Genomic DNA, 21,652 nt, shown 5'->3' on the forward strand with positions numbered 1-21,652 from the left:
TGTTTCGGATTTTTTTATTCTATATGCTGACTCAAGTCTATTCCACCATAGCATTCACAAAACCAAACCGAACCAATCCATCTGCATCAATTTCAGTAAGCTCAACCTCGTGAAGGGTGTTCACTAATTCTGGATTCCATGGTGCTTTTACTTTTACATAGTTCTCGGTAAAACCATGTATGTAACCTTCTTTATTCTCATTCTCGAACAACACCGTTCTTGTAGTTCCCAATTGGCTTTCGTAAAAGGCACGACGCTTTTTAACTGATAGGCCGCGTAACATTTTACTGCGCTTGTTCCTGACATTTTTTTGCACAACACCGTCCATTTCAGCGGCTTCGGTATTATCGCGCTCAGAATATGTAAATACGTGCAAGTATGAAATATCCAATTCATTTAAAAAATTATAAGTCTCGAGAAAATGCTCGTTAGTTTCACCGGGAAAACCAACAATAACATCAACACCTATACAGGCATTTGGCATTACCTCTTTTATTTTTGAAACTCGATCTACATACAATTCACGCATGTAGCGGCGCTTCATTTTCTTCAGGATTTCATTACTACCAGATTGCAACGGAATATGAAAATGCGGTACAAATGCCCTTGACTTTGAAACCAAATCTATAGTATCATTTTTTAGCAAATTTGGCTCAATTGATGAAATTCTTAGACGTTCGATGCCCCCAACTTTATCCAACTCTCTTACCAAATCCAAAAATGTGTGCTCGTGCTTTTTGTTGCCGAATTCGCCTTTTCCGTAATCACCAATATTAACCCCGGTCAATACAATTTCCTTGATGTTCTTTTCTGAAATTTCCCTAGCGTTATTAAGTACATTTTCCATAGTATCGCTACGTGAAATACCTCTTGCCAAAGGAATGGTACAATATGTACATTTATAATCGCATCCATCTTGAACCTTCAAAAAAGCACGGGTTCTATCGCCTATTGAATAACTACCTATGTAAAAATCGGCTTCTTCAATTTCACATGAATGCACCTCGCCATAATCATTTTTTGAAAGGTCATTGAGGTAATCTGTAATCTTAAATTTTTCGGTGGCCCCAAGAACCAAATCTACACCATTTATATCGGCCAATTCATTGGGTTTCAATTGCGCATAGCAACCAACCGCTGCAATAAACGCTTCAGGATTAGATTTTTGCGCTTGCTTCACAATGGTCTTAAAACGTTTATCGGCATTCTCGGTAACCGAACACGTGTTTATCACATAAATATCCGCTTTTTCAGCAAAGTCAACCCTATCAAAACCTTCATCCTTAAAACTTCTGGCAATAGTAGAGGTTTCTGAAAAATTCAGTTTGCAACCCAAAGTGTAAAATGCGACCTTCTTATCCATTATCTTTTGTCATCCTGCGCTTGCTTCAGGATCTTTTAAAATTTATCTTTACAGCTAAAAGATTGCAAATTTACAACTAATAAATCATATGATAAAACCTATTCTGGCTCAAATAACAAGCTATTTGTCAATTGGTTGTATTGCCTTTCTAGTTCTCTCTTGCACAAATGACCCAAACGCCAATAAAGACCATCTGGTTTTTCGTTATAACGAATATGCTAACATAAACACGCTAGACCCTGCTTTTTCAAGAACCTTACAAGACAATTCCGTTTGCAACCAATTATTCAATGGCCTAGTGCAATTGGATGATGAACTCAACATCCTGCCTTGTATTGCAAAAAACTGGTCGGTCTCAGAAAACGGTTTAACCTATACCTTTAACTTACGTAATGATGTAGATTTTCATAAGCATGAACTATTCGGTAAGGATTCTACAAGAACTGTAAATGCTTCAGATTTTGAATATAGTTTAAATAGGCTGAAGAATCCAAAAATTGCTGCACCTGGTAGCTGGGTTCTGAATAAAGTGGACGATTTTAAAGCTGTAAACGACACTATTTTCGAAATCAATTTAACACAACCCTTTCCTGCATTTATAGGGCTTTTAACCATGAAATATTGCTCGGTTGTACCAAAGGAAATTGTAGAGCATTATGGTTCTGATTTTAGGGCGCACCCCATAGGCACTGGTCCCTTTAAATTTAAACGCTGGGAAGAAAACATCAAACTAGTGTTCAGGAAAAATGAAAATTATTTTGAAATCGATGAAAACGGCACTCAACTCCCCTATCTGGAAGCTGTTGCACTCACTTTTTTACCCGATAAACAAAGTGAATTTCTACAATTTGTTCAAGGTAATTTAGATTTCCTGAACAGTTTAGACACCTCATATAAAGACGAATTATTAACGGCAGATGGGCAGCTAAGAAACAAATACACCAAGACCATAAATATGATTCGAGGCCCTTATTTGAATACGGAATATTTAGGGTTTTATTTAGATTCGGACAAACCCGAAATACAATCGGAATTAATCAGGAAAGCCATAAATTATGGATTTGACCGAAAAAAAATGATGGTCTATCTAAGAAATGGGATTGGCAACCCTGCCAACGGAGGTTTTATTCCAATTGGGCTTCCAGGATATGATGAGTCCATCGGTTTTAGCTATCAGCCAGAAAAAGCAAAACAATTGGTTGAAAAATTCAAGAAAGAGAGCGGCATAACAAAACCTGAAATTACTTTGGTTACTACGAGTAACTATTTAAGTTTTTGTGAATTTATACAAAGGGAACTTGAAAAAGCTGGACTGACCATTAATGTAGATGTAATGCCCGAAGCAACCTTAAGGTCGGGTCGCTCTAACGGAAAAGTAGATATGTTTAGAAGTTCATGGATTGCCGATTATTTGGATGCTGAAAATTATTTATCCATTTTTTACAGTAAAAATTTTGCTCCGAAGGGCTCTAACTATTTTCATTACAAAAGCGATAGGTTTGATAGTTTATACAATAAAGCCTTTACCATTACAGGCATTGAAAAACGTAAGCATTTGTACAAAACCATGGATTCTTTGGCCATGGACAAAGCCATTATGGTTCCGCTTTATTATGACGAGGTGATAAGGTTTACACAAAAAAATGTAACAGGCTTGGGCATAAACCCCATTAATTTATTGGATTTAAGATATGTTAAAAAAGAAAAAACAAACTAGTCTTATTCCTCAAGTTTTTTACCTATATCGTTAATTTCATCCTTAACAACTACAACAGATTTTTTCCATCGGTTTTCAAGCAATGTATAAAAACCCCAGACAGTCAACAGCCCAATTGGTAGTGCCAATAAATTGATGCCAAAACTAGATTCCCAATCAAATCCCCAACTAAAGAAAAATAAATCCAAAATGGCAACCAATATGAGCATAATCATGCCAGAAGCATAATAGATAACCACACTTAAAATGGCATAAAGCCATTTGTTTTGATTGTACCCCTCAGATAAATCGTAAAAACGTTTGCCAATGAAATAAATGAGTAAAATTCCAAGCATAAGTTTTTTATTTTTTATTAAAGTAATTTATTCTCTCCTGTATTTTTTAGTTATTTCAAAGACATGCTCTAAAATGCCCTTGTCTTGTTCTGAAAAAGCAACATTTCTTCTGGACATAACTACTTCAGCTACTTCAAATGCTTTTTTTGTTTGAAATGTTGTAAAACCAGAACTGCCTCCCCAACTGAAACTTGCCACAAAATTTCTTGGAAAACCACTGCCAAATATATTGGCACTTACGCCTACCACGGTACCGGTGTTGAACATGGTATTAATACCGCATTTACTGTGGTCGCCCATCATAAGCCCGCAGAATTGCAAACCAGTTCTGGCAAAACTTTCAGTTTGGTAGTCCCACAAACGAACTTCGGCATAATTGTTTTTTAAATTGGAGTTGTTAGTATCTGCCCCCAAATTGCACCATTCACCCAAGACGGAATTTCCTAAAAAGCCATCGTGCCCTTTATTTGAATACCCAAAAATAACCGAATTGTTGACCTCACCACCAACCTTGCTATGAGGTCCGATAGTGGTTGGCCCATATATTTTTGCTCCAAGTTTAATGCCCGCACCTTCACACAAGGCAAGAGGTCCGCGAATAATAGAACCTTCCATGATTTCAGAATTCCTACCAATATAGATTGGCCCATTGCTGGCATTAAGCGTTGTGAATTCCAATTTCGCGCCTTCTTCTATAAAAATATTTTCGGCAGCAATAACATTATTACTTGACGGAATGGGCTTTGATTTTCTTCCTTTAGTAATTAAATTAAAATCTTCCTGAATGGCCTCACCATTTTTTGAAAAAATATCCCAGGTGTGCTCAATCTTGAAAATATCCTCCGCAAACTCAATGGCTTCAAAGGCATCAAAATTTATATCTTCTTGGGCTTCCTTGGCAAAGAAAGCAATTACATCTTCGTCTTTAAAAATAGCTTGGTTTTCCTTTAAATCGCGAACCATTTCAACCAATTCAAAATTGGGCAGATAAGATGCATTTATCATCACATTTTCGTCCATTTCCACCATTGGGTATTTATCAGACAAATAATCTTCGGTTATTGTGGTGGTTGTGGTATCTAAAAAAGACTCCCATTTTTCCCTAATGGTTAAAATACCAACTCGAATATCGGCAACGGGCCTGGTAAAAGTAAAGGGCAACAGATTATTGCGTGACGGACCATCAAAAAGAATGTAGTTCATAAAAAGTTTGAAGTTTGAAGTTTGAAGTTTGAAGTTTGTTCACTTCTATCTTCAACCTTAATTACCATTTTCAAAAATAGTTTAATTGCATAAAACAAAAAAGCCTTTCAATACTGAAAGGCTTTAAAATTATGAACGGACTAAACTTATTTTTTAAATTTAGCGTATTTGTTTTTGAATTTATCAATACGACCAGCAGTATCTACCAATTTAGATTTACCAGTGTAGTATGGATGAGATGTTCTTGAAATCTCCATCTTAACTAATGGATACTCCACACCATCAACCTCAATAGTTTCATTAGTATCTGCGGTAGATTTTGTTAAAAAAACATCGTCGTTAGACATGTCTTTAAACGCCACTACTCTATAATTTTCTGGATGTATACCTTTTCTCATCGCTTTATGCTTTTTGTACTTTCAATTTTGGAAGTGCAAATTTAAGTATTTTTTACAAATGCACAACACTTTTTATTATTTTTTATTTTAAGTGCAAATGTAACGTTTTGCTATCTTTGGATACTAACAGCTAACTAACAAAATTTCAGAGAAATCATGGAAAAATCATTAAAATCTATTGCTGCAAATTACGGATTGTATTTGGGTGTTTTACTTGCCCTAATTACGGTTCTTACATATGCCATAAACATAGAATTGCTAACCAACATGTGGCTAGGCATTTTTATTTTATTAATCATTATTGTAATGGGCATAATATCTGTGGCGAAAACAAAACAAGCGCAAGATGGTTTTACAAGTTTTAAGGAGTCATTCACTTCGTATTTTATTACGGTTCTTATCGGGTTGTTAATTAGCACTTTTGTTTCTTTTTTATTGTTCAATGTCGTTGATACCGAGGCTGCGGAAGTTTTAAAGGAAAAAACCATAGAACAAACGGTTCAAATGATGGAAGGTTTTAATGCACCAAGTGAGGCCATTGATGAAGCCGTTAAAAAAATGGAAACGCAGGACCAATATTCCTTGGGCAATATTTCAAAAGGTTTGGCTGGGTATCTTGTGTTTTTCAGTATTATAGGATTAATAGTTGCAGCAGCCTTGAAAAAAAGTAACCCAGACGCCGAATAAATTCAGTATTTTTGAAGCAACAAATATTGAATTTAACTGAATGGACATATCTGTAGTTATACCACTACTTAACGAACAGGACTCTTTAGTCGAATTACATGATTGGATTGCAAAAGTGATGCAATCCAATCAATTTTCGTACGAAATCATTTTTATTGACGATGGCAGCACCGATGATTCTTGGCAAATAGTTTCAAAATTATCATTACAAAACAACAATGTTAAGGGGATTAGGTTTTTGAAAAACTATGGCAAATCGCAAGCACTTCATGCTGGTTTTGAAAAAGCGCAAGGTGATGTAATAGTCACCATGGATGCTGATTTACAGGATAGTCCCGATGAAATCCCTGAACTTTACAAAATGGTAGTTAACAAAGGTTTTGACTTGGTTTCAGGCTGGAAAAAGAAACGATATGATTCTGTTATTTCTAAAAATCTGCCTTCAAAATTGTTTAATTGGGCTGCCAGAAAAACATCAGGCATAAAATTGAATGACTTCAACTGTGGACTAAAAGCCTATAAAATTGATGTGGTAAAAAATATTGATGTAAATGGAGAAATGCACCGTTACATTCCTGTGCTATCAAAAAATGCCGGATTCACAAAAATTGGTGAAAAAGTGGTGCAGCACCAAGCCCGAAAATATGGAGTGACCAAATTTGGCATGAACCGCTTTATTCATGGTTTTTTAGACTTGATTACCATTTGGTTTCTATCTCATTTTGGAAAACGCCCCATGCATCTTTTTGGTGCTTTGGGTGTTATAATGTTTCTAATAGGGCTTGCTTTTTCGGCTTATCTAGGAGTTGACAAACTATTTTTGAATCCGTCAGGCAGATTAATTACCCAACGTCCTCAATTTTACATTGCCCTTGTTACCATGATTATTGGTACACAATTTTTTGTGGCCGGTTTTTTAGGCGAACTAGTTTTGCGTAATAAACAAGACAAAAGTCGCTACTTAATTAAAGAAAAATTGAATTTCAGTTAAAAATTTCCACCTGTTTTAATTACCTTTAAAAGATCAACTAATTACAAATTAATCAATACCAATTGTTTAATTTTGAACCAAACTCTTCAAGATATTATGATACACATTGAGCCAAAGATTTTAGAAAGAATAAATGCATGGTTAACTCCCGCATTTGATGATGAAACGCAATCAACAATTAAAAACAGTATTGCGAATAGCCCGAAAGATATTCAGGAAAGTTTTTATAAAGATTTAGAGTTTGGCACAGGTGGTATGCGTGGCATTATGGGAGTTGGCACAAACCGAATTAACAAATATACACTTGGTAAAAGCACACAAGGTTTAAGTAATTATCTACACAAACAATTCTTAGGAGAAACGCCAAAAGCCGTTATTGCTTATGATTGCCGTCACAACAGCAAAACCTTGGCTAAAGTGGTTGCCGATGTGTTTTCAGCAAACGGTATTGAGGTTTATTTATTTGAAGATTTAAGGCCCACACCTGAGTTGTCTTTCGCGGTAAAACATTTAAATTGCCACTGCGGTATTGTTTTAACGGCTTCGCACAACCCACCGGAATATAATGGCTATAAAGTGTATTGGCAGGATGGCGGTCAATTGGTGCCTCCTCACGATAATGCCGTAATTGATATGATAAATGAATTGGATTATGCCGATATTAAATTTGAAGCAAATGATTCATTAATCCATTATATAGGAAAAGATGTTGATCAGGCCTTCATAAAAGCATCCGTTAAAAACGGTTCTGTTGGAGCAACCCAAGCAGCAAAGGACGATTTAAAAATTGTGTTCACTTCGTTGCATGGCACATCTATTACAGCAGTTCCGGAAACATTGAAACAGGCTGGCTATAAAAACGTGCATATTGTAAAAGAACAGGAAGTTCCAGATGGTGGTTTCCCTACAGTAAAATCACCTAATCCCGAAGAACCTGCCGCTTTAAAAATGGCCTTGGAACTGGCTGAAAAAGTTGGTGCTGATATTGTTATTGGAACAGACCCTGACTGTGATAGATTGGGTGTTGCTGTGCGCAATTCTGAAAACGAATTGCAATTGCTCAACGGTAACCAAACCATGATCATGATGACAGATTTTCTTCTAAAACAATGGAAGGCAGATGGAAAAATAAAAGGAAAAGAGTTTATTGCAACCACTATCGTTTCTACACCTATGCTAAATAAATTGGCCGATGCCTACGGTGTGGGCAACAAAATTGTATTGACAGGTTTTAAATGGATTGCCAAATTAATACATGATTTTAAAGACCTTAGCTTTATTGGAGGGGGTGAAGAAAGTTTTGGCTATTTGGTCGGTGACTTTGTTCGCGATAAAGATGCTGTTACCTCAACCTTATTGGCTTGCGAAATTGCAGCCATAACAAAATCTAAAGGAAGCTCATTTTACGAGGAACTTTTAAAACTTTATGTTGAGCATGGCCTTTACAAAGAAAAATTAGTATCGCTTACTAAAAAAGGCATTGAAGGCGCAGAGGAAATCAAACAAATGATGACCGATGCCCGCAACAATACACTTAAAGTAATTAATGGCACAAAAGTGGTTAAGTTTGAGGATTATGATTTATCCATTCGAAAAAATATGGTCACAAACGAGCAGAGTACCATTGATATTCCAAAATCAAACGTGTTGATTTATTATACAGAAGATGGCAGCCAAGTAGCCTTAAGGCCGAGCGGAACCGAGCCAAAAATAAAATTCTACGTAAGTGTCAATACAAAATTAGATAGTGTGGCTAATTTTAAAAAGAAGGAAGCTGAGCTTGACGCAAAAGCCGAAGCTATTTTAAAGGACATGAAATTAATTTAATGAATCATTTTTTTAACATTTTAAGGTACGCCAAACCTTATAAAAAATATGCAATAGGACACATTATTTCTAATGTGTTTTTTGCTTTATTTGGCACACTATCATTCATAGCATTAAAGCCCATGCTTGATGTTATTTTTGATAACACAAAAACTCCTCCAGAGACAGAGCCAGTATATTCCGGGTTAATGGATATCGGACATTTTGCGGAAGACTACCTTTTATTTCAAATGAATTTGTTTACCGGTGGAGACAAATCAAAAGCCCTAATTTTTGTTGTCGCCTTGATTGTTGTAATGTTCCTCTTAAAAAACATTTCGGGCTATTTGGCCAACTATTTTTTGGTTTTTTTACGTAACGGGGTTATTCGAGACCTAAGAAACGCTGTTTATAAAAAAACAATGGAATTACCGTTATCCTTCTTTTCAGAACAACGTAAAGGGGATATTTTGGCACGGGTAACTGGAGATGTACAAGATTTGCAATATTCCTTCTTATCAGTACTTGAGTTTATGGTACGGGAACCATTGACTATAATCTTCACTATTGTTGCTATGCTCATTATTAGTCCGCAATTAACACTTTTCGTTTTTATTTTTATCCCCGTAATGGGCTTCCTGATTTCAAAAATAGGAAAAAGTTTAAAACGAAAATCGGACCGTGTTCAAAAGGAACAGGGTGTATTTTTATCTACTTTAGAAGAAACACTTACTGGCTTAAGAATTATTAAAGGGTTTAATGCGGAAGAAAAATTCAATGAAACATTTCAAGAGTCCACCGACAGATTTTACCATTTCTCAAATAAATTATTGAACCGACAAAATTTGGCCTCACCGGCCAGTGAGTTTTTGGGTATTTGCATGATTTCGGTCATTCTGTGGTACGGTGGAAATTTGGTATTAAACAGTGGTGCAAATTCAATTTTAGACGGCAGCACATTTTTGGTTTACATGGGGCTTTCCTATAACATTCTAACCCCGGCCAAAGCTATTTCCAGAGGACTTTATAACATAAAAAAAGGTGGTGCTGCAGCAGAGCGCATTCAAGAAATTATTGATTCGCCAAACAACTTAAAAGACAAGCCAAATGCCATTGACATAACAGGATTCGATACAAAAATTGAATTCAAAAACATTTCATTTAAATACCAGGATGAGTATGTTCTAAAAAACTTTTCATTAACCATTCCTAAAGGGAAAACAGTGGCATTAGTGGGGCAATCGGGCAGCGGAAAATCCACCATAGCCAATCTCATTACACGTTTTTACCATGTAAACAATGGAGAAATTCTTTTAGATGGCAAAAATATTGAAGACATTACCACAAGCTCTTTGCGCAAACAATTGGGCATTGTAACCCAAGATGCGATCCTTTTTAACGACACGATAAAAAACAATTTGAAATTGGGCAACAACAATGCATCAGTTGAAGAAATCATTGAAGCCTTAAAAGTTGCCAATGCTTGGGAATTTGTAAAAGATTTACCCGAAGGTATAGAAACCAATATTGGAGATTCCGGAAACAAGCTTTCCGGCGGCCAAAAGCAACGCCTAAGCATTGCTAGAGCCGTACTTAAAAGCCCTCCTATTATGGTTTTAGATGAAGCTACATCGGCTCTTGATACCGAAAGTGAGCGTTTGGTTCAAGTGGCTCTGGAAAATATGATGAAAAATAGAACATCCATCGTTATTGCGCACAGGCTTTCTACTATTCAAAATGCCGATGATATTGTTGTACTTAGCAAAGGTGAAATAGTCGAGCAAGGCAAACACAACGAACTCATTGCTAAAAAAGGTGTTTACAAAAAACTTGTAGAAATGCAAAGTTTGGAATAAAATCAAGAAACTATATAAAAAGAAAAAAGGATAGAGTTTGGGGGCATCTATCCTTTTTTGTTATGCTAGATTTGGGGCCATCTAACAACATAAATAGGTTTCTAGTACAAACATAAAGCATAAAAGCCTATCTCACAAGAAAAAATGCATTTAATCGTATTTTAATTACACTTTATCGATATAATATTTTTTAAATATCTGATTTTCAATATTTTAATTTTTTAAAAAAAAACTGAAAATAGGCCTTAAACTTTTAGTATATTTAGTAGTCTAAAAACTAAACAATTTTTGTGACGGACGAAGCACAGCTGGTTGAACAATTACAATCCGAACAACATAAAGAAAAAGCCTTTAGAGTGATGATAACGCTCTACAAAGAACGGTTGTATTGGCAGATTCGAAACATTGTTAAATCGCACGACGATGCCGATGATGTGCTTCAAAATACATTTATAAAAATCTTTAAAAATATTCATAACTTTAAAGGAGACAGCAAATTGTTTTCCTGGATGTATCGCATTGCAACCAACGAATCCATAACTTTTATCAATAAAAATGCCAAACGTTTACAAACCACTACCGAGGAAGTACAGCAATTAGCCATAAAGAATTTGACATCAGATGTGTATTTTGAGGGCAATGATATTCAATTGAAATTGCAAAAAGCCATTGCATCATTGCCCGAAAAACAGCAATTGGTTTTCAATATGAAATATTTTCAGGATTTAAAATATAAAGATATGTCCGAAATTTTGGAGACCAGCGAAGGCGCCTTGAAAGCATCTTATCATCTAGCGGTAAAAAAAATTGAAGACTACTTAACTAAAGATTAAACCTTTACCAAGAATAACAGTCTTATTATCAAGATGAAGAAAAACAAAATAAATAACATCAAAGAAACTGGTTTTAAAGTACCTAACGACTACTTTAACAACCTTGAAGACGTTGTTATGGCTCAAATAAAACTGTCCGAAAAAGTCAGCCACTCTGGTTTCAAAACACCAAGTGGGTATTTTGATACTTTAGAAGACCGTATTATTGAGAAAACTTCAGTAAAAAAAGCAACAAAGGTAATTTCGTTATTCAACAAAAAAAACCTCATCTATGTATCTGGAGTTGCCGCCGCCGTATTGTTGCTTTTCAATTTATCAATATTTGAAAGGGATCCATGGTCATCTTTAGACACCGAAACTGTTGAAAATTATTTATTGGATGAAAATATTGTGGATTCCTATGAACTGGCATCCTTGATGACTGAGGAAGAGTTGGCAGAATCAGATTTTACAGATGTTGATTTTGATGATGAAAACGTAGAAACCTACTTGTTAAACCATTTAGATGTTGAAGATTTAATTACTGAATAAAAGCCTATAATGGGCATTTGGCAATTAATTGCCTCTGTTAACCAAAATGAAAAAAGACTTAAAATAAGCTATTGCAAAAATTTAAATAAATGAAACATTCAAAAACTAAAATTTTGTCACTCACTAAAATAATTATTTGAATGTTACATGTGACCATTGTAAAACAATAAAAACAACCACATGAAAAAAATTATTCTCCCCATTTTAATGTTTTTAGTGTCTTTAAGCACATTTGCCCAAGACAAAAGAGACCAAATTAAAGCACAGAAAGCGGCCTTCATTACTGAAAGATTGTCCTTAACAGAAAGTGAAGCCCAACAGTTTTGGCCCATTTACAATGCCTATGACGATGTCACCCACAAACTAAGACATGAGGATATTAAAAATATGCGCCGTGAAATAAAAGACAATATCAATACACTTTCAAATGAAAGAGCAAGTCAGCTTTTAAGCGATATGGCTGCTGCCGAAAGTCAATTATGTGAAGAAGAAGCAAAACTGAACAACAAGTTGAAAAAAATTATTTCGCCTAAAAAAATAATAATGCTCAAAATTGCTGAAGAAGATTTTAAAAAGAAACTATTTGAGCAATGGAAAAAAATGCGGCGCGACCGCCCAAAACCATAATTTCAACGGGAGCTGTTTGCCCCTTTATTTTGCCCAAAACTTTCCTGGATTGATAGTTATCGGCATTAAAGCTTTTAATGTACCTTTGCATCCTTAATTGAACACAATGCGATTACACAGAAATTTATGCTTTGCGGTTATTGATGGATTGACCCAAATTTTTAATGAAGACCAGTATGCCGATAAGGTCATCCAGCAGCTATTAAAAAGGGATAAACGTTGGGGTTCGCGCGATAGAGCTTTTGTTGCCGAAACCACCTATGAAATTGTGCGCTGGAAACGCCTGTATGCTGAAATTGCTGATGTAAGAGAACCTTTTGATCGTGATAACCTGTGGCGCATGTTTGCCGTTTGGGCAACACTTAAAGGCATAAAATTACCCGATTGGAAATATTTTGAAAACACACCAACCCGTAAAATAAAAGGGCGTTTTGATGAGCTTTCAAAAATTAGAAAATTTAGGGAATCCATCCCAGATTGGATTGATAATGTTGGTTTGGAAGAATTGGGTGAAGACCAATGGAACAAAGAAATAGCCATGCAAAACGAGCAGGCCGATGTCATTTTACGTGTTAACACGCTAAAGACCTCCAAAGAAAAACTACAAAATATCCTATTTGACGAAAACAGTATTGAAGCTGAATTCATAAAAGGCTATCCTTCTGCGCTAAAACTAAAAGAGCGTGCCAACGTTTTTGTTACTGATGCTTTTAAAAATGGACTGTTTGAGGTTCAAGATGCGTCATCACAATTGGTGGCCGATTTTCTTGATGTAAAACCAGGCATGAAAGTGGTCGACACATGTGCCGGTGCGGGTGGCAAAACTCTGCACATAGCTTCTTTAATGGAAAACAAGGGGCAAATTGTCGCTATGGATATTTATGAAAGTAAACTCAAAAAATTGAAAGTTCGTGCCCGTAGAAACGGCGTGCATAACATTGATTTAAAAGTCTTGGATTCCACCAAACCTATCAAAAAACTATACGATAAAGCCGACCGTGTTTTAATTGACGCCCCATGTTCTGGTTTAGGTGTTTTACGCAGAAATCCAGATGCCAAATGGAAGCTGGAACCTGAGTTTTTAGATCGTATTAGAGTTACCCAACAAGAGGTCTTGCAACAATATTCAAAAATGGTAAAGCCTGAAGGAAAAATGGTTTACGCCACCTGTTCGGTATTGCCATCTGAAAACCAAAACCAAGTTGAAGCCTTTTTAAAATCGGAAGCTGGAGCAAACTTTAAGCTGATAAAAGACAAAAGAATATTGGCCCATACTTCTGGTTATGATGGGTTTTATATGGCGTTGTTAGAGCGAAAAGGTTAAATAATTTATATCATTCTAAACTAGTTTTAGAATCCTGTCTTGCTTATCTTGGTTTTATGAAAACCAAAAAGATCGTATTTATTGGTAAATGTCTTGATGGTTTTATCGCTGGAAAAAATGGCGAGTTAGATTGGTTGGATATGATTCCCAACCCAGAACAAAACGACATGGGCTACCAAGCGTTAATGGATGAGATTGATGCCATTGTTATGGGAAAGACCACCTTTGAAACCGTCATAGGTTTTGATATTCAATGGCCCTACAAAAAGCACGTATTTGTTTTAAGCCATTCGCTGAAAGAAATTCCTAAAGACTTAAAGAATAAAGTTACCCTGTTAAAAGGTGATGAAAATGAAGTATTAAAAACCATCCACAGCAAAGGGTTTTACAATTTATATATTGATGGTGGTAAAGTGATACAAAAATTTTTAGCAAAAGATTTAATCGATGAGCTCCGCATTTCCACCCTGCCCATACTTTTAGGCAACGGTGTTCCGCTATTTGATGTGCTCCCAAAGACCTTGGAATTTACCCATATAAAAACCGAATTTTTTTTGAATGAGATTGTTCAGAGTTGCTATAAACGGAAACGTTGAATCGATTTAAATGATTGAGAATTTAAAATCACACATTTCACACATCTTAAACGAAACCATCTCAAAAGTTTCACCAGTTCATGGTGGCGATATATCAACCGCTTATAAAATTGAAACGGGAAAAAACTCATATTTCATTAAAACAAACAAATCTTCAAATGCGTTGCACATGTTTCAAATTGAAGCTAACGGGCTAAATACAATTGGCAACACCAATACCATAAAAACACCAAAAGTTTTAGCCTATAACAGTCTGGAAAACACTGTTTTTTTATTGATGGAATTCATTGAAAGTAAATCGCCTTCTCTCAAAGATTTTGAAAATCTGGGCAGTCAACTTGCCAAATTGCACCAATGTTCTGCAGAAAACTTCGGGTTGAATCAAGATAATTTTATTGGTAGTTTATCACAAAGCAATAGGCAGCATAAAACTTGGGTTGACTTTTACACCTATGAACGTTTGTTACCCCAAATTGAACTGGCCAAACAAAAAGGCTTACTTTCAAATGCCGAATGCCCCTCTGGTCAAAACATCCAAATTCAGCTTCAACCCTTATTTCAAAATATAAAACCTGCTTTATTGCACGGCGATTTATGGAGCGGCAACTATTTAATTTCAAAAGATGGCACACCATATTTAATCGACCCAGCTGTGTATTATGGTCATCACGAAGTAGATATTGCCATGAGCAAATTATTCGGTGGTTTTGGGAATAGGTTTTACGAGACCTACCAGGATTATTTTCAACCAGACGAAAACACCTCCGCACGAATAGAAATTTACCAATTGTATTACTTGTTGGTTCATTTGAACTTATTTGGGCGCTCTTACCATGGCTCAGTAGTAAACATTTTCAGAAAATACTTTTAAAAAACCGTCTGTTCAAAACCTAGTGCATAACTCTTCTTTTTCCATTTTATATTTAGATAAAATTCCATTAAAAAGACCTAAATTTGCACTTTCTTTTAACACACAAATCCATACCTAATGATTCATTTCTTTGGAAACGTAACCAGCAAAGTTTTTGCAGTGCAAACCACAAAAGAATTATCAACCGAAACCATCTTTAAACTAACATGGCTTTTTGGCAACCAGCCTAAAATAGAACAAGCTTCATTGGGTGCTTTTTTTGTTGGTCCACGCGCGGCCATGATTACACCTTGGAGTACAAATGCGGTAGAAATCACCCAAAACATGGGCATTCAAGATATTATTCGTATTGAGGAATTTGAAGCAGTTGCTGAAGATTTTAAGGATTTCGACCCGATGATTTCAGAGAAATTTAATGGATTGAATCAGGAATCATTCACCATAAACATTAAGCCAGAGCCTATTTTGAATATTGAAGATATTGCTGCTTACAATGTGCAAGAAGGTTTGTCTTTGAGTGATGAAGAAGTTGAATATTTAGAAGGCGTGTCGAAAAAAATTGGCAGACCATTAACGGACTCCGAAGTGTTTGGATTTTCGCAAGTGAACAGCGAACACTGCCGCCACAAGATTTTCAATGGTACATTTGTGATAGATGGAGAAGAAAAACCAACCTCTCTTTTTAAACTCATTAAGAAAACATCCGAAACAAATCCGAATGATATTGTTTCGGCATATAAAGATAATGTGGCTTTTATAAAAGGCCCGCAAGTGGAGCAATTTGCTCCAAAACGTGCAGATGTCCCAGATTTTTATACGATTCAAGATTTCGACTCTGTAATTTCGCTTAAAGCGGAAACACACAACTTCCCTACTACTGTTGAGCCTTTTAATGGTGCAGCAACGGGTTCAGGCGGTGAAATCCGTGATAGATTGGCTGGTGGGAAAGGCTCTATTCCTCTAGCTGGAACCGCAGTTTATATGACATCTTATTCAAGATTGGAAGAAAATCGCCCCTGGGAAAAAGCCTTTCAGGAACGTGATTGGCTCTACCAAACACCAATGGATATTTTGATAAAAGCTTCAAATGGGGCATCAGACTTCGGAAACAAATTTGGTCAGCCACTTATCTGCGGTTCAGTATTGACTTTTGAGCATGAAGAAGATGCACGGAAACTTGGTTTCGACAAGGTCATTATGCAAGCAGGTGGCATTGGTTATGGAAAAACTTCTCAAGCCTTAAAAGACACACCTAAAAAAGGTGATAAAATTGTGATTCTTGGTGGTGAAAACTACCGCATTGGTATGGGTGGTGCTGCGGTTTCATCAGCCGATACTGGTGAGTTTGCCTCAGGAATTGAATTGAATGCCGTACAGCGTTCCAATCCTGAAATGCAAAAACGTGCTGCCAATGCTGTTCGTGGTATGGTTGAAAGTGATGAAAATTTTATCGTTTCCATCCACGACCACGGTGCTGGTGGACACTTAAACTGCCTTTCGGAATTGGTTGAGGATACTGGTGGTAAAATTGATTTGGATGCGCTTCCTGTTGGAGACCCAACTTTATCGGATAAAGAAATTATTGGTAACGAATCGCAAGAACGTATGGGATTGGTTATTGGTAAAAAACACATTGACTTTTTATACAGAATTGCCGACCGTGAGCGTTCGCCCATATACACTGTTGGCGATGTTACGGGAGATGACCGATTCACTTTTGAGTCTAAAACCAATGGGCATAAACCCATGGATTTAGCCATGGAAGACATGTTTGGAAGCTCCCCAAAAACGGTAATGACCGACAAAACAATTAAAAGAAATTATAGTGATATTGCCTATAACCCTGATGAATTTTACAGCTATCTAGACCAAGTATTGCAACTTGAAGCAGTGGCTTGTAAAGATTGGTTGGTTAATAAAGTAGACCGTTGCGTTGGTGGTAAAGTTGCTAAACAACAATGTGCTGGGCCGTTACAATTGCCTCTTAACAATGTTGGTGTTATGGCATTGGATTACAAAGGAAAAGAAGGTATTGCCACTTCTATTGGCCACTCGCCCATCTCGGGGTTGATTAATCCGGTTGCGGGAAGTAGAAATTCCATCACAGAAGCATTGACGAACATTATTTGGGCTCCATTGAAAGATGGTCTAAAATCGGTTTCGTTATCGGCAAACTGGATGTGGCCCTGTAAAAATGAAGGTGAAGATGCCCGTTTATACGAAGCTGTTGAAGCCGTTTCAGAGTTTGCCATTGATTTAGGGATTAATGTACCTACTGGAAAGGATTCTCTTTCCATGAAACAAAAATATCCTAATGAGGATGTGATTTCTCCAGGTACTGTCATTATTTCGGCAGCAGCCCATTGCAACAACATTACCAAAGTTGTTGAACCCGTTTTTAATAAAAATGGAGGTAATATTTACTATATCAACCTATCTCAAGATAATTTTAAATTAGGTGGTAGTTCGTTTGCCCAAATTTTAAATAAAATTGGAAAAGAAACACCAATTGTTAATGATGCTGCCTACGTCAAAAATGTATTTAATACCATTCAAAATTTAATTAGGGACGGACTAATTGTTGCAGGACATGATGTAGCTTCTGGCGGTTTGATTACTACGCTTTTGGAACTATGTTTTGCCGACAACAATCTTGGTGCTGAATTGGATTTATCTACGTTAAACGAGAAAGATTCCTTTAAAGTTTTATTTGCTGAAAATGCAGGTTTGGTGATTCAATCAAAAGGCGTTTCAATTGAAAACGTATTATCTAAGGCAAACGTTGAATTCTTCAACATTGGAAAAGTTACCGAAAGCGACACGTTAAGTGTGATTAACCACACTGATGTATTTATCATGACGGTTTCAAGGTTGCGTGATATTTGGTACAAAACCTCCTTCCTACTCGACCAAAAACAAACGGCCAACGAGTTGGCACAAGCCCGTTTCGACAATTATAAAAACCAACCGCTAAAATATACATTCCCAAATCATTTCACGGGAAAGCTTCCTGTAATTGACTCGAGCAAACCAAAACCTAAAGCAGCAATTTTACGTGAAAAAGGAAGTAATTCTGAGCGTGAAATGGCAAACGCCATGTACCTTGCCGGTTTTGATGTAAAGGATGTGCACATGACCGATTTAATTTCAGGCAGAGAAACCCTAGAAGACATCCAATTTTTGGGTGCCGTTGGAGGCTTCAGCAATTCTGATGTTTTGGGTTCTGCAAAAGGTTGGGCAGGCGCAATTAAATACAACGAAAAAGCCAACAAAGCCATTCAGGATTTCTTCAATAGAGAAGACACGCTTTCCGTTGGAATTTGTAATGGTTGCCAATTGTTTATGGAATTGGAAGAAATAAATCCAGACCACGAAATCCATGGAAAAATGCACCACAATGATTCCCATAAACATGAAAGCTCATTTACCTCTGTGAAAATTCAGGAGAATAATTCGGTGATGCTGTCAACACTAGCTGGAAGCACTTTAGGTGTTTGGATTTCGCATGGCGAAGGTAAATTCAATTTGCCTTATGCTGAGGACAAATACCATATCGTTGCCAAATATGGTTATGAAGGTTATCCGCATAACCCAAACGGGTCTGATTTTAACACTGCTATGATGTCTGATAAAACGGGACGTCATTTGGTAACCATGCCACATATTGAGCGCTCCACCTTCCAATGGAACTGGGCATATTATCCTGAGGGGAGAAAGGACGAGGCTACGCCATGGCTGGAAGCTTTTGTGAACGCCAGAAGGTGGATAGAATCTCACTAAACTTTATAGTGGCTAATAAAAAACAAAAACATCTTTCTTAAAATAGAAAGAGGTTTTTACATTTTATAGTAATGGGAAGTACTTTAAATAAAATTTCATAATTTAATAACTTCCTAACCAACTTACTATGAGAATTCTTTTTCTCTACATATTCTGTATTTTTTGTACAATAGGATATTGCCAGAAAGATAGTCTTAAAGTAAAGGAATTGCTTGATATAGCCTATTCCTATGAAAAGACTAGCTTGGACAGCTCTATTTATTACTACAAAAAAGCATCTGAATTAGCTTCAAACATAAAATATTGGATTGGTGCTGGACGAGGAATGAGTTATGCAGGAATTGTTTTTAGTGACCATGGCATGAACGATTCTGCTATCATTTATCATAAAAAATCAATTCCTCTATATGAAAACGCTAGATACCCTGCTGGAAAAGCATCTTCTTTGATAAACCTTGGTAATGTTTTTCAATTCTTAGGAGACTATGAAAAGGCAACCGATTATTATTTTCAGGGAATTGAAGTATATGAAAAAATTGCCGATACCGTTAATCTGACCTATGCATACGGAAATTTCGCCTCACTTTTCACAGATTTTGAAATATTTGAAAAGGCAAAATATTACCAATCCAAAGCCCTAAATTATAGCAAACTCATTAATGACTCTGTTGGTGCGGGATATCTTTTGAATGATTTAGGGGCTACTTATTTAAACTTGAATAACAAGGATAGTGCTTTAGTCAACTTCAAAAAAGCAACCCAAATCTCAGAAAACTTGGATGATGACGAATTAAAGTATTATATAAATGATAATCTCAGTGATTATTATATAAAGGAAACTGACTTTTTAAAAGCTCTTAAATATGCCAAAATCTGTTATCACAATGCCTTGAAAACTAAAAAACCTTACCATGAATGCCGTGCATTAAAGACTTTAGGATTGGTGAATTTAAAACTTAATAGAATTGACAGTAGTTTTTATTACACCCAAAAATCACTGGACATAGCAAAAAAAATAAATGCCAAAGAATATTTAATGGACGGTTACTACCTGTTAAGTCAAACTTACAGAAACCAAAAAAATTACAAGGAAGCCTTCACTTACATGGAACTTTATATGGCATATAAAAATGCCGTTCTCGGTCAAAGGAAACAGCAATACATCACAAGGATAGAGCAACAATATCAATTAAAGAATAAAGACAACGAGATACTGCGCCAAAGACTTACTATTGAACAAAATGATGTACTGATTCAAAAAAAGAGAAATCAAAATGGACTATATTTAATCGGTCTCATCATTTTTTCGTTTACGTCATTTATATTTTGGTATAGGCACAAACAAAAACAAAAATTTCATGCTCAAACAATAGAAACCTTAAAAAAACAAAAAGAATTGGCTAGTTTGGAAGCATTGATTGAAGGTGAGAATCTAGAACGCACTCGAATTGCAAAAGATCTTCATGATAGTGTAAATGGCAATTTATCTGCTATAAAACATAACCTTTCCTCCATATCAAAAGCGAATTTAAAAAATAATGAGCATAAAATTTTTGATGAGGCCATTGACATGTTGGATAATGCTTGTGAGCAAACAAGGAATATATCACATAACTTAGTACCACCTTCACTCTTAAATTATGGATTATTGGAGGCTATAGAACAGTATATAAATCGGATAAATTCTATTGAGCCTGTTAAAATAACTTTTCAAAGTTTTGGAACGTTAGAACCATTGCCGAAAAAAATTGAAACTACTATTTATCATATCATCCAAGAATTGATTACCAATATTGTGAAACATTCCAAAGCCATAAAAGCGTTGGTACAGATAACTACCGATAAAACCAACTTGCATATTACGGTAGAGGATGATGGCATTGGCTATGATTTAAATGAGAAAAGCCACGGGCTTGGATTGCAAAACATTCAATCCAGAATAGAATTCTTGGATGCCGAAATGGATGTACAAACAGACAATAAAGGTACTTCAGTAACAATAGACATTATCCTTTTAAAACATAAAATATCATGATAACAGTTATGGCAATAGATGATCACCCAATGGTGCTAAGAGGTATTGAGACCATGTTAAAGAATTCTCATGATGTAAAGATTATTGCATCGTTTAAAAGTTGTCATGAAGCCTATCAAAGTATTAAAAGCGATAAACCTGATATTTTATTATTAGACATTAATTTACCCGATTGCAACGGCATAGAATTTTGTAAAATTTTAAAAAAAGAGAGCTCTTCCATTAAAGTTATTGCATTGACAAACTTAAATGAAACATCATTTGTGAAAAATATCATCAGAAATGGAGCAAAAGGCTATTTATTGAAAAACACCTGTAAAAATGAGCTAGAATTGGCCATAAAAAAAGTCTACAAAGGCGAACAGTATTTGCAAAAGAGCATTCAACAACGATTGCTCGACGAATCTTTTGGAATTACTTCTAGAAAAACATTTATTCCTAAATTAACGCGTCGCGAAAAAGAAGTACTTAAACTCATAATCGATGAATTGACCACACAGGAAATAGCTGATAAACTTTTTATTTCAACAAAAACTGTTGAAACACATCGCTCCCACCTTATTCAAAAGCTCGACGTACGCAATACCGCCGGGTTAGTGCGCATTGCCATAGAAAAAGGGCTTACAAATTAATTCTTACGAAAGTTTAGCTTCTCTTTAAGTCCCCGAATAAACTCAGGGAAAACCCTGATTTACAAAT

The 21,652-nt window shown here is 35.9% G+C and carries 18 protein-coding genes; 14 read left to right on the top strand and 4 right to left on the bottom strand.

The window, feature by feature from the left end:
* Positions 1–37: 37 nt before the first annotated feature.
* The gene (mtaB, locus tag ACB104_RS09580) at positions 38–1,363 is read right to left on the bottom strand and encodes a tRNA (N(6)-L-threonylcarbamoyladenosine(37)-C(2))-methylthiotransferase MtaB (RefSeq protein WP_370478241.1); all 1,326 of its coding nucleotides are present in this window, start codon (positions 1,361–1,363) and stop codon (positions 38–40) included.
* Between the two features lie 88 nt (positions 1,364–1,451).
* Here mtaB and ACB104_RS09585 point away from each other — a divergent pair, with 88 nt between their 5' ends.
* Complete coding sequence (locus ACB104_RS09585) at positions 1,452–3,080, top strand: ABC transporter substrate-binding protein (protein WP_370478243.1); 1,629 nt, start codon at positions 1,452–1,454, stop codon at positions 3,078–3,080.
* Between the two features lie 2 nt (positions 3,081–3,082).
* Here ACB104_RS09585 and ACB104_RS09590 read toward each other — a convergent pair whose 3' ends face one another.
* The 3 genes from ACB104_RS09590 to ACB104_RS09600 form a co-directional block, all read right to left on the bottom strand.
* Entirely contained in the window at positions 3,083–3,415 is a 333-nt protein-coding gene (locus tag ACB104_RS09590) for a hypothetical protein (RefSeq protein ID WP_370478244.1), read from the bottom strand.
* Between the two features lie 27 nt (positions 3,416–3,442).
* Positions 3,443–4,618 (bottom strand): GlmU family protein, encoded by a 1,176-nt coding sequence (locus tag ACB104_RS09595; protein WP_370478246.1) that lies wholly within the window; start codon positions 4,616–4,618, stop codon positions 3,443–3,445.
* Positions 4,619–4,764: 146 nt separating this feature from the next.
* Positions 4,765–5,016: a type B 50S ribosomal protein L31 gene (locus tag ACB104_RS09600; RefSeq protein WP_167918659.1), complete on the bottom strand. Its 252-nt coding sequence runs from the start codon at positions 5,014–5,016 to the stop codon at positions 4,765–4,767.
* Between the two features lie 156 nt (positions 5,017–5,172).
* On the opposite strand from ACB104_RS09600, the gene ACB104_RS09605 reads away from it, so the two are divergent.
* The 13 genes from ACB104_RS09605 (at position 5,173) to ACB104_RS09665 (ending at position 21,585) form a co-directional block, all read left to right on the top strand.
* Complete coding sequence (locus ACB104_RS09605; protein WP_370478247.1) at positions 5,173–5,703, top strand: DUF4199 domain-containing protein; 531 nt, start codon at positions 5,173–5,175, stop codon at positions 5,701–5,703.
* A 40-nt stretch (positions 5,704–5,743) separates the two neighbouring features.
* Positions 5,744–6,694 (top strand): glycosyltransferase family 2 protein, encoded by a 951-nt coding sequence (locus tag ACB104_RS09610; RefSeq protein ID WP_370478249.1) that lies wholly within the window; start codon positions 5,744–5,746, stop codon positions 6,692–6,694.
* A 96-nt stretch (positions 6,695–6,790) separates the two neighbouring features.
* A complete protein-coding gene (locus ACB104_RS09615) occupies positions 6,791–8,521 on the top strand; it encodes a phospho-sugar mutase (RefSeq protein ID WP_370478251.1) in 1,731 nt (576 codons plus the stop codon).
* On the top strand, positions 8,521–10,356 hold the full coding sequence (locus tag ACB104_RS09620) for an ABC transporter ATP-binding protein (protein WP_370478252.1): 1,836 nt from the start codon (positions 8,521–8,523) through the stop codon (positions 10,354–10,356). The genes ACB104_RS09615 and ACB104_RS09620 overlap by 1 nt, the downstream gene beginning before the upstream one ends.
* A 290-nt stretch (positions 10,357–10,646) precedes the next feature.
* Positions 10,647–11,189, top strand: a complete 543-nt coding sequence (locus tag ACB104_RS09625) for an RNA polymerase sigma factor (protein WP_370478254.1) — start codon at positions 10,647–10,649, stop codon at positions 11,187–11,189.
* 33 nt (positions 11,190–11,222) lie between these two features.
* Positions 11,223–11,720: a hypothetical protein gene (locus ACB104_RS09630; protein ID WP_370478255.1), complete on the top strand. Its 498-nt coding sequence runs from the start codon at positions 11,223–11,225 to the stop codon at positions 11,718–11,720.
* A gap of 180 nt (positions 11,721–11,900) precedes the next feature.
* Positions 11,901–12,347, top strand: coding sequence for a sensor of ECF-type sigma factor (locus ACB104_RS09635; protein WP_370478257.1), 447 nt, complete (start codon positions 11,901–11,903; stop codon positions 12,345–12,347).
* 106 nt (positions 12,348–12,453) lie between these two features.
* On the top strand, positions 12,454–13,671 hold the full coding sequence (locus tag ACB104_RS09640) for an RsmB/NOP family class I SAM-dependent RNA methyltransferase (protein WP_370478259.1): 1,218 nt from the start codon (positions 12,454–12,456) through the stop codon (positions 13,669–13,671).
* Positions 13,672–13,727: 56 nt separating this feature from the next.
* A complete protein-coding gene (locus tag ACB104_RS09645; protein ID WP_370478260.1) occupies positions 13,728–14,267 on the top strand; it encodes a dihydrofolate reductase family protein in 540 nt (179 codons plus the stop codon).
* A 10-nt stretch (positions 14,268–14,277) separates the two neighbouring features.
* Entirely contained in the window at positions 14,278–15,138 is an 861-nt protein-coding gene (locus ACB104_RS09650) for a fructosamine kinase family protein (RefSeq protein WP_370478262.1), read from the top strand.
* A 117-nt stretch (positions 15,139–15,255) separates the two neighbouring features.
* Positions 15,256–18,918, top strand: a complete 3,663-nt coding sequence (gene purL / locus ACB104_RS09655; protein WP_370478264.1) for a phosphoribosylformylglycinamidine synthase — start codon at positions 15,256–15,258, stop codon at positions 18,916–18,918.
* Positions 18,919–19,045: 127 nt separating this feature from the next.
* Positions 19,046–20,953 carry a tetratricopeptide repeat-containing sensor histidine kinase gene (locus ACB104_RS09660; protein ID WP_370478265.1) on the top strand — a complete coding sequence of 636 codons (1,908 nt, stop codon included), beginning with the start codon at positions 19,046–19,048 and terminating at the stop codon, positions 20,951–20,953.
* Positions 20,950–21,585 carry a response regulator gene (locus ACB104_RS09665; protein ID WP_370478267.1) on the top strand — a complete coding sequence of 212 codons (636 nt, stop codon included), beginning with the start codon at positions 20,950–20,952 and terminating at the stop codon, positions 21,583–21,585. The genes ACB104_RS09660 and ACB104_RS09665 overlap by 4 nt, the downstream gene beginning before the upstream one ends.
* Positions 21,586–21,652: the final 67 nt, after the last annotated feature.

The organism is Tamlana flava, assembly GCF_041287255.1.
GTDB classification, from domain to species: Bacteria; Bacteroidota; Bacteroidia; order Flavobacteriales; family Flavobacteriaceae; genus Tamlana; species Tamlana flava.

What these genes read in the sequence shown, in the direction of transcription:
- mtaB (WP_370478241.1), bottom strand. Translation starts at nt 1,363, where the DNA reads ATGGATAAGAAGGTCGCATTTTACACTTTGGGTTGCAAACTGAATTTT.
- ACB104_RS09585 (WP_370478243.1), top strand. Translation starts at nt 1,452, where the DNA reads ATGATAAAACCTATTCTGGCTCAAATAACAAGCTATTTGTCAATTGGT.
- ACB104_RS09590 (WP_370478244.1), bottom strand. Translation starts at nt 3,415, where the DNA reads ATGCTTGGAATTTTACTCATTTATTTCATTGGCAAACGTTTTTACGAT.
- ACB104_RS09595 (WP_370478246.1), bottom strand. Translation starts at nt 4,618, where the DNA reads ATGAACTACATTCTTTTTGATGGTCCGTCACGCAATAATCTGTTGCCC.
- ACB104_RS09600 (WP_167918659.1), bottom strand. Translation starts at nt 5,016, where the DNA reads ATGAGAAAAGGTATACATCCAGAAAATTATAGAGTAGTGGCGTTTAAA.
- ACB104_RS09605 (WP_370478247.1), top strand. Translation starts at nt 5,173, where the DNA reads ATGGAAAAATCATTAAAATCTATTGCTGCAAATTACGGATTGTATTTG.
- ACB104_RS09610 (WP_370478249.1), top strand. Translation starts at nt 5,744, where the DNA reads ATGGACATATCTGTAGTTATACCACTACTTAACGAACAGGACTCTTTA.
- ACB104_RS09615 (WP_370478251.1), top strand. Translation starts at nt 6,791, where the DNA reads ATGATACACATTGAGCCAAAGATTTTAGAAAGAATAAATGCATGGTTA.
- ACB104_RS09620 (WP_370478252.1), top strand. Translation starts at nt 8,521, where the DNA reads ATGAATCATTTTTTTAACATTTTAAGGTACGCCAAACCTTATAAAAAA.
- ACB104_RS09630 (WP_370478255.1), top strand. Translation starts at nt 11,223, where the DNA reads ATGAAGAAAAACAAAATAAATAACATCAAAGAAACTGGTTTTAAAGTA.
- ACB104_RS09635 (WP_370478257.1), top strand. Translation starts at nt 11,901, where the DNA reads ATGAAAAAAATTATTCTCCCCATTTTAATGTTTTTAGTGTCTTTAAGC.
- ACB104_RS09640 (WP_370478259.1), top strand. Translation starts at nt 12,454, where the DNA reads ATGCGATTACACAGAAATTTATGCTTTGCGGTTATTGATGGATTGACC.
- ACB104_RS09645 (WP_370478260.1), top strand. Translation starts at nt 13,728, where the DNA reads ATGAAAACCAAAAAGATCGTATTTATTGGTAAATGTCTTGATGGTTTT.
- ACB104_RS09650 (WP_370478262.1), top strand. Translation starts at nt 14,278, where the DNA reads ATGATTGAGAATTTAAAATCACACATTTCACACATCTTAAACGAAACC.
- purL (WP_370478264.1), top strand. Translation starts at nt 15,256, where the DNA reads ATGATTCATTTCTTTGGAAACGTAACCAGCAAAGTTTTTGCAGTGCAA.
- ACB104_RS09660 (WP_370478265.1), top strand. Translation starts at nt 19,046, where the DNA reads ATGAGAATTCTTTTTCTCTACATATTCTGTATTTTTTGTACAATAGGA.
- ACB104_RS09665 (WP_370478267.1), top strand. Translation starts at nt 20,950, where the DNA reads ATGATAACAGTTATGGCAATAGATGATCACCCAATGGTGCTAAGAGGT.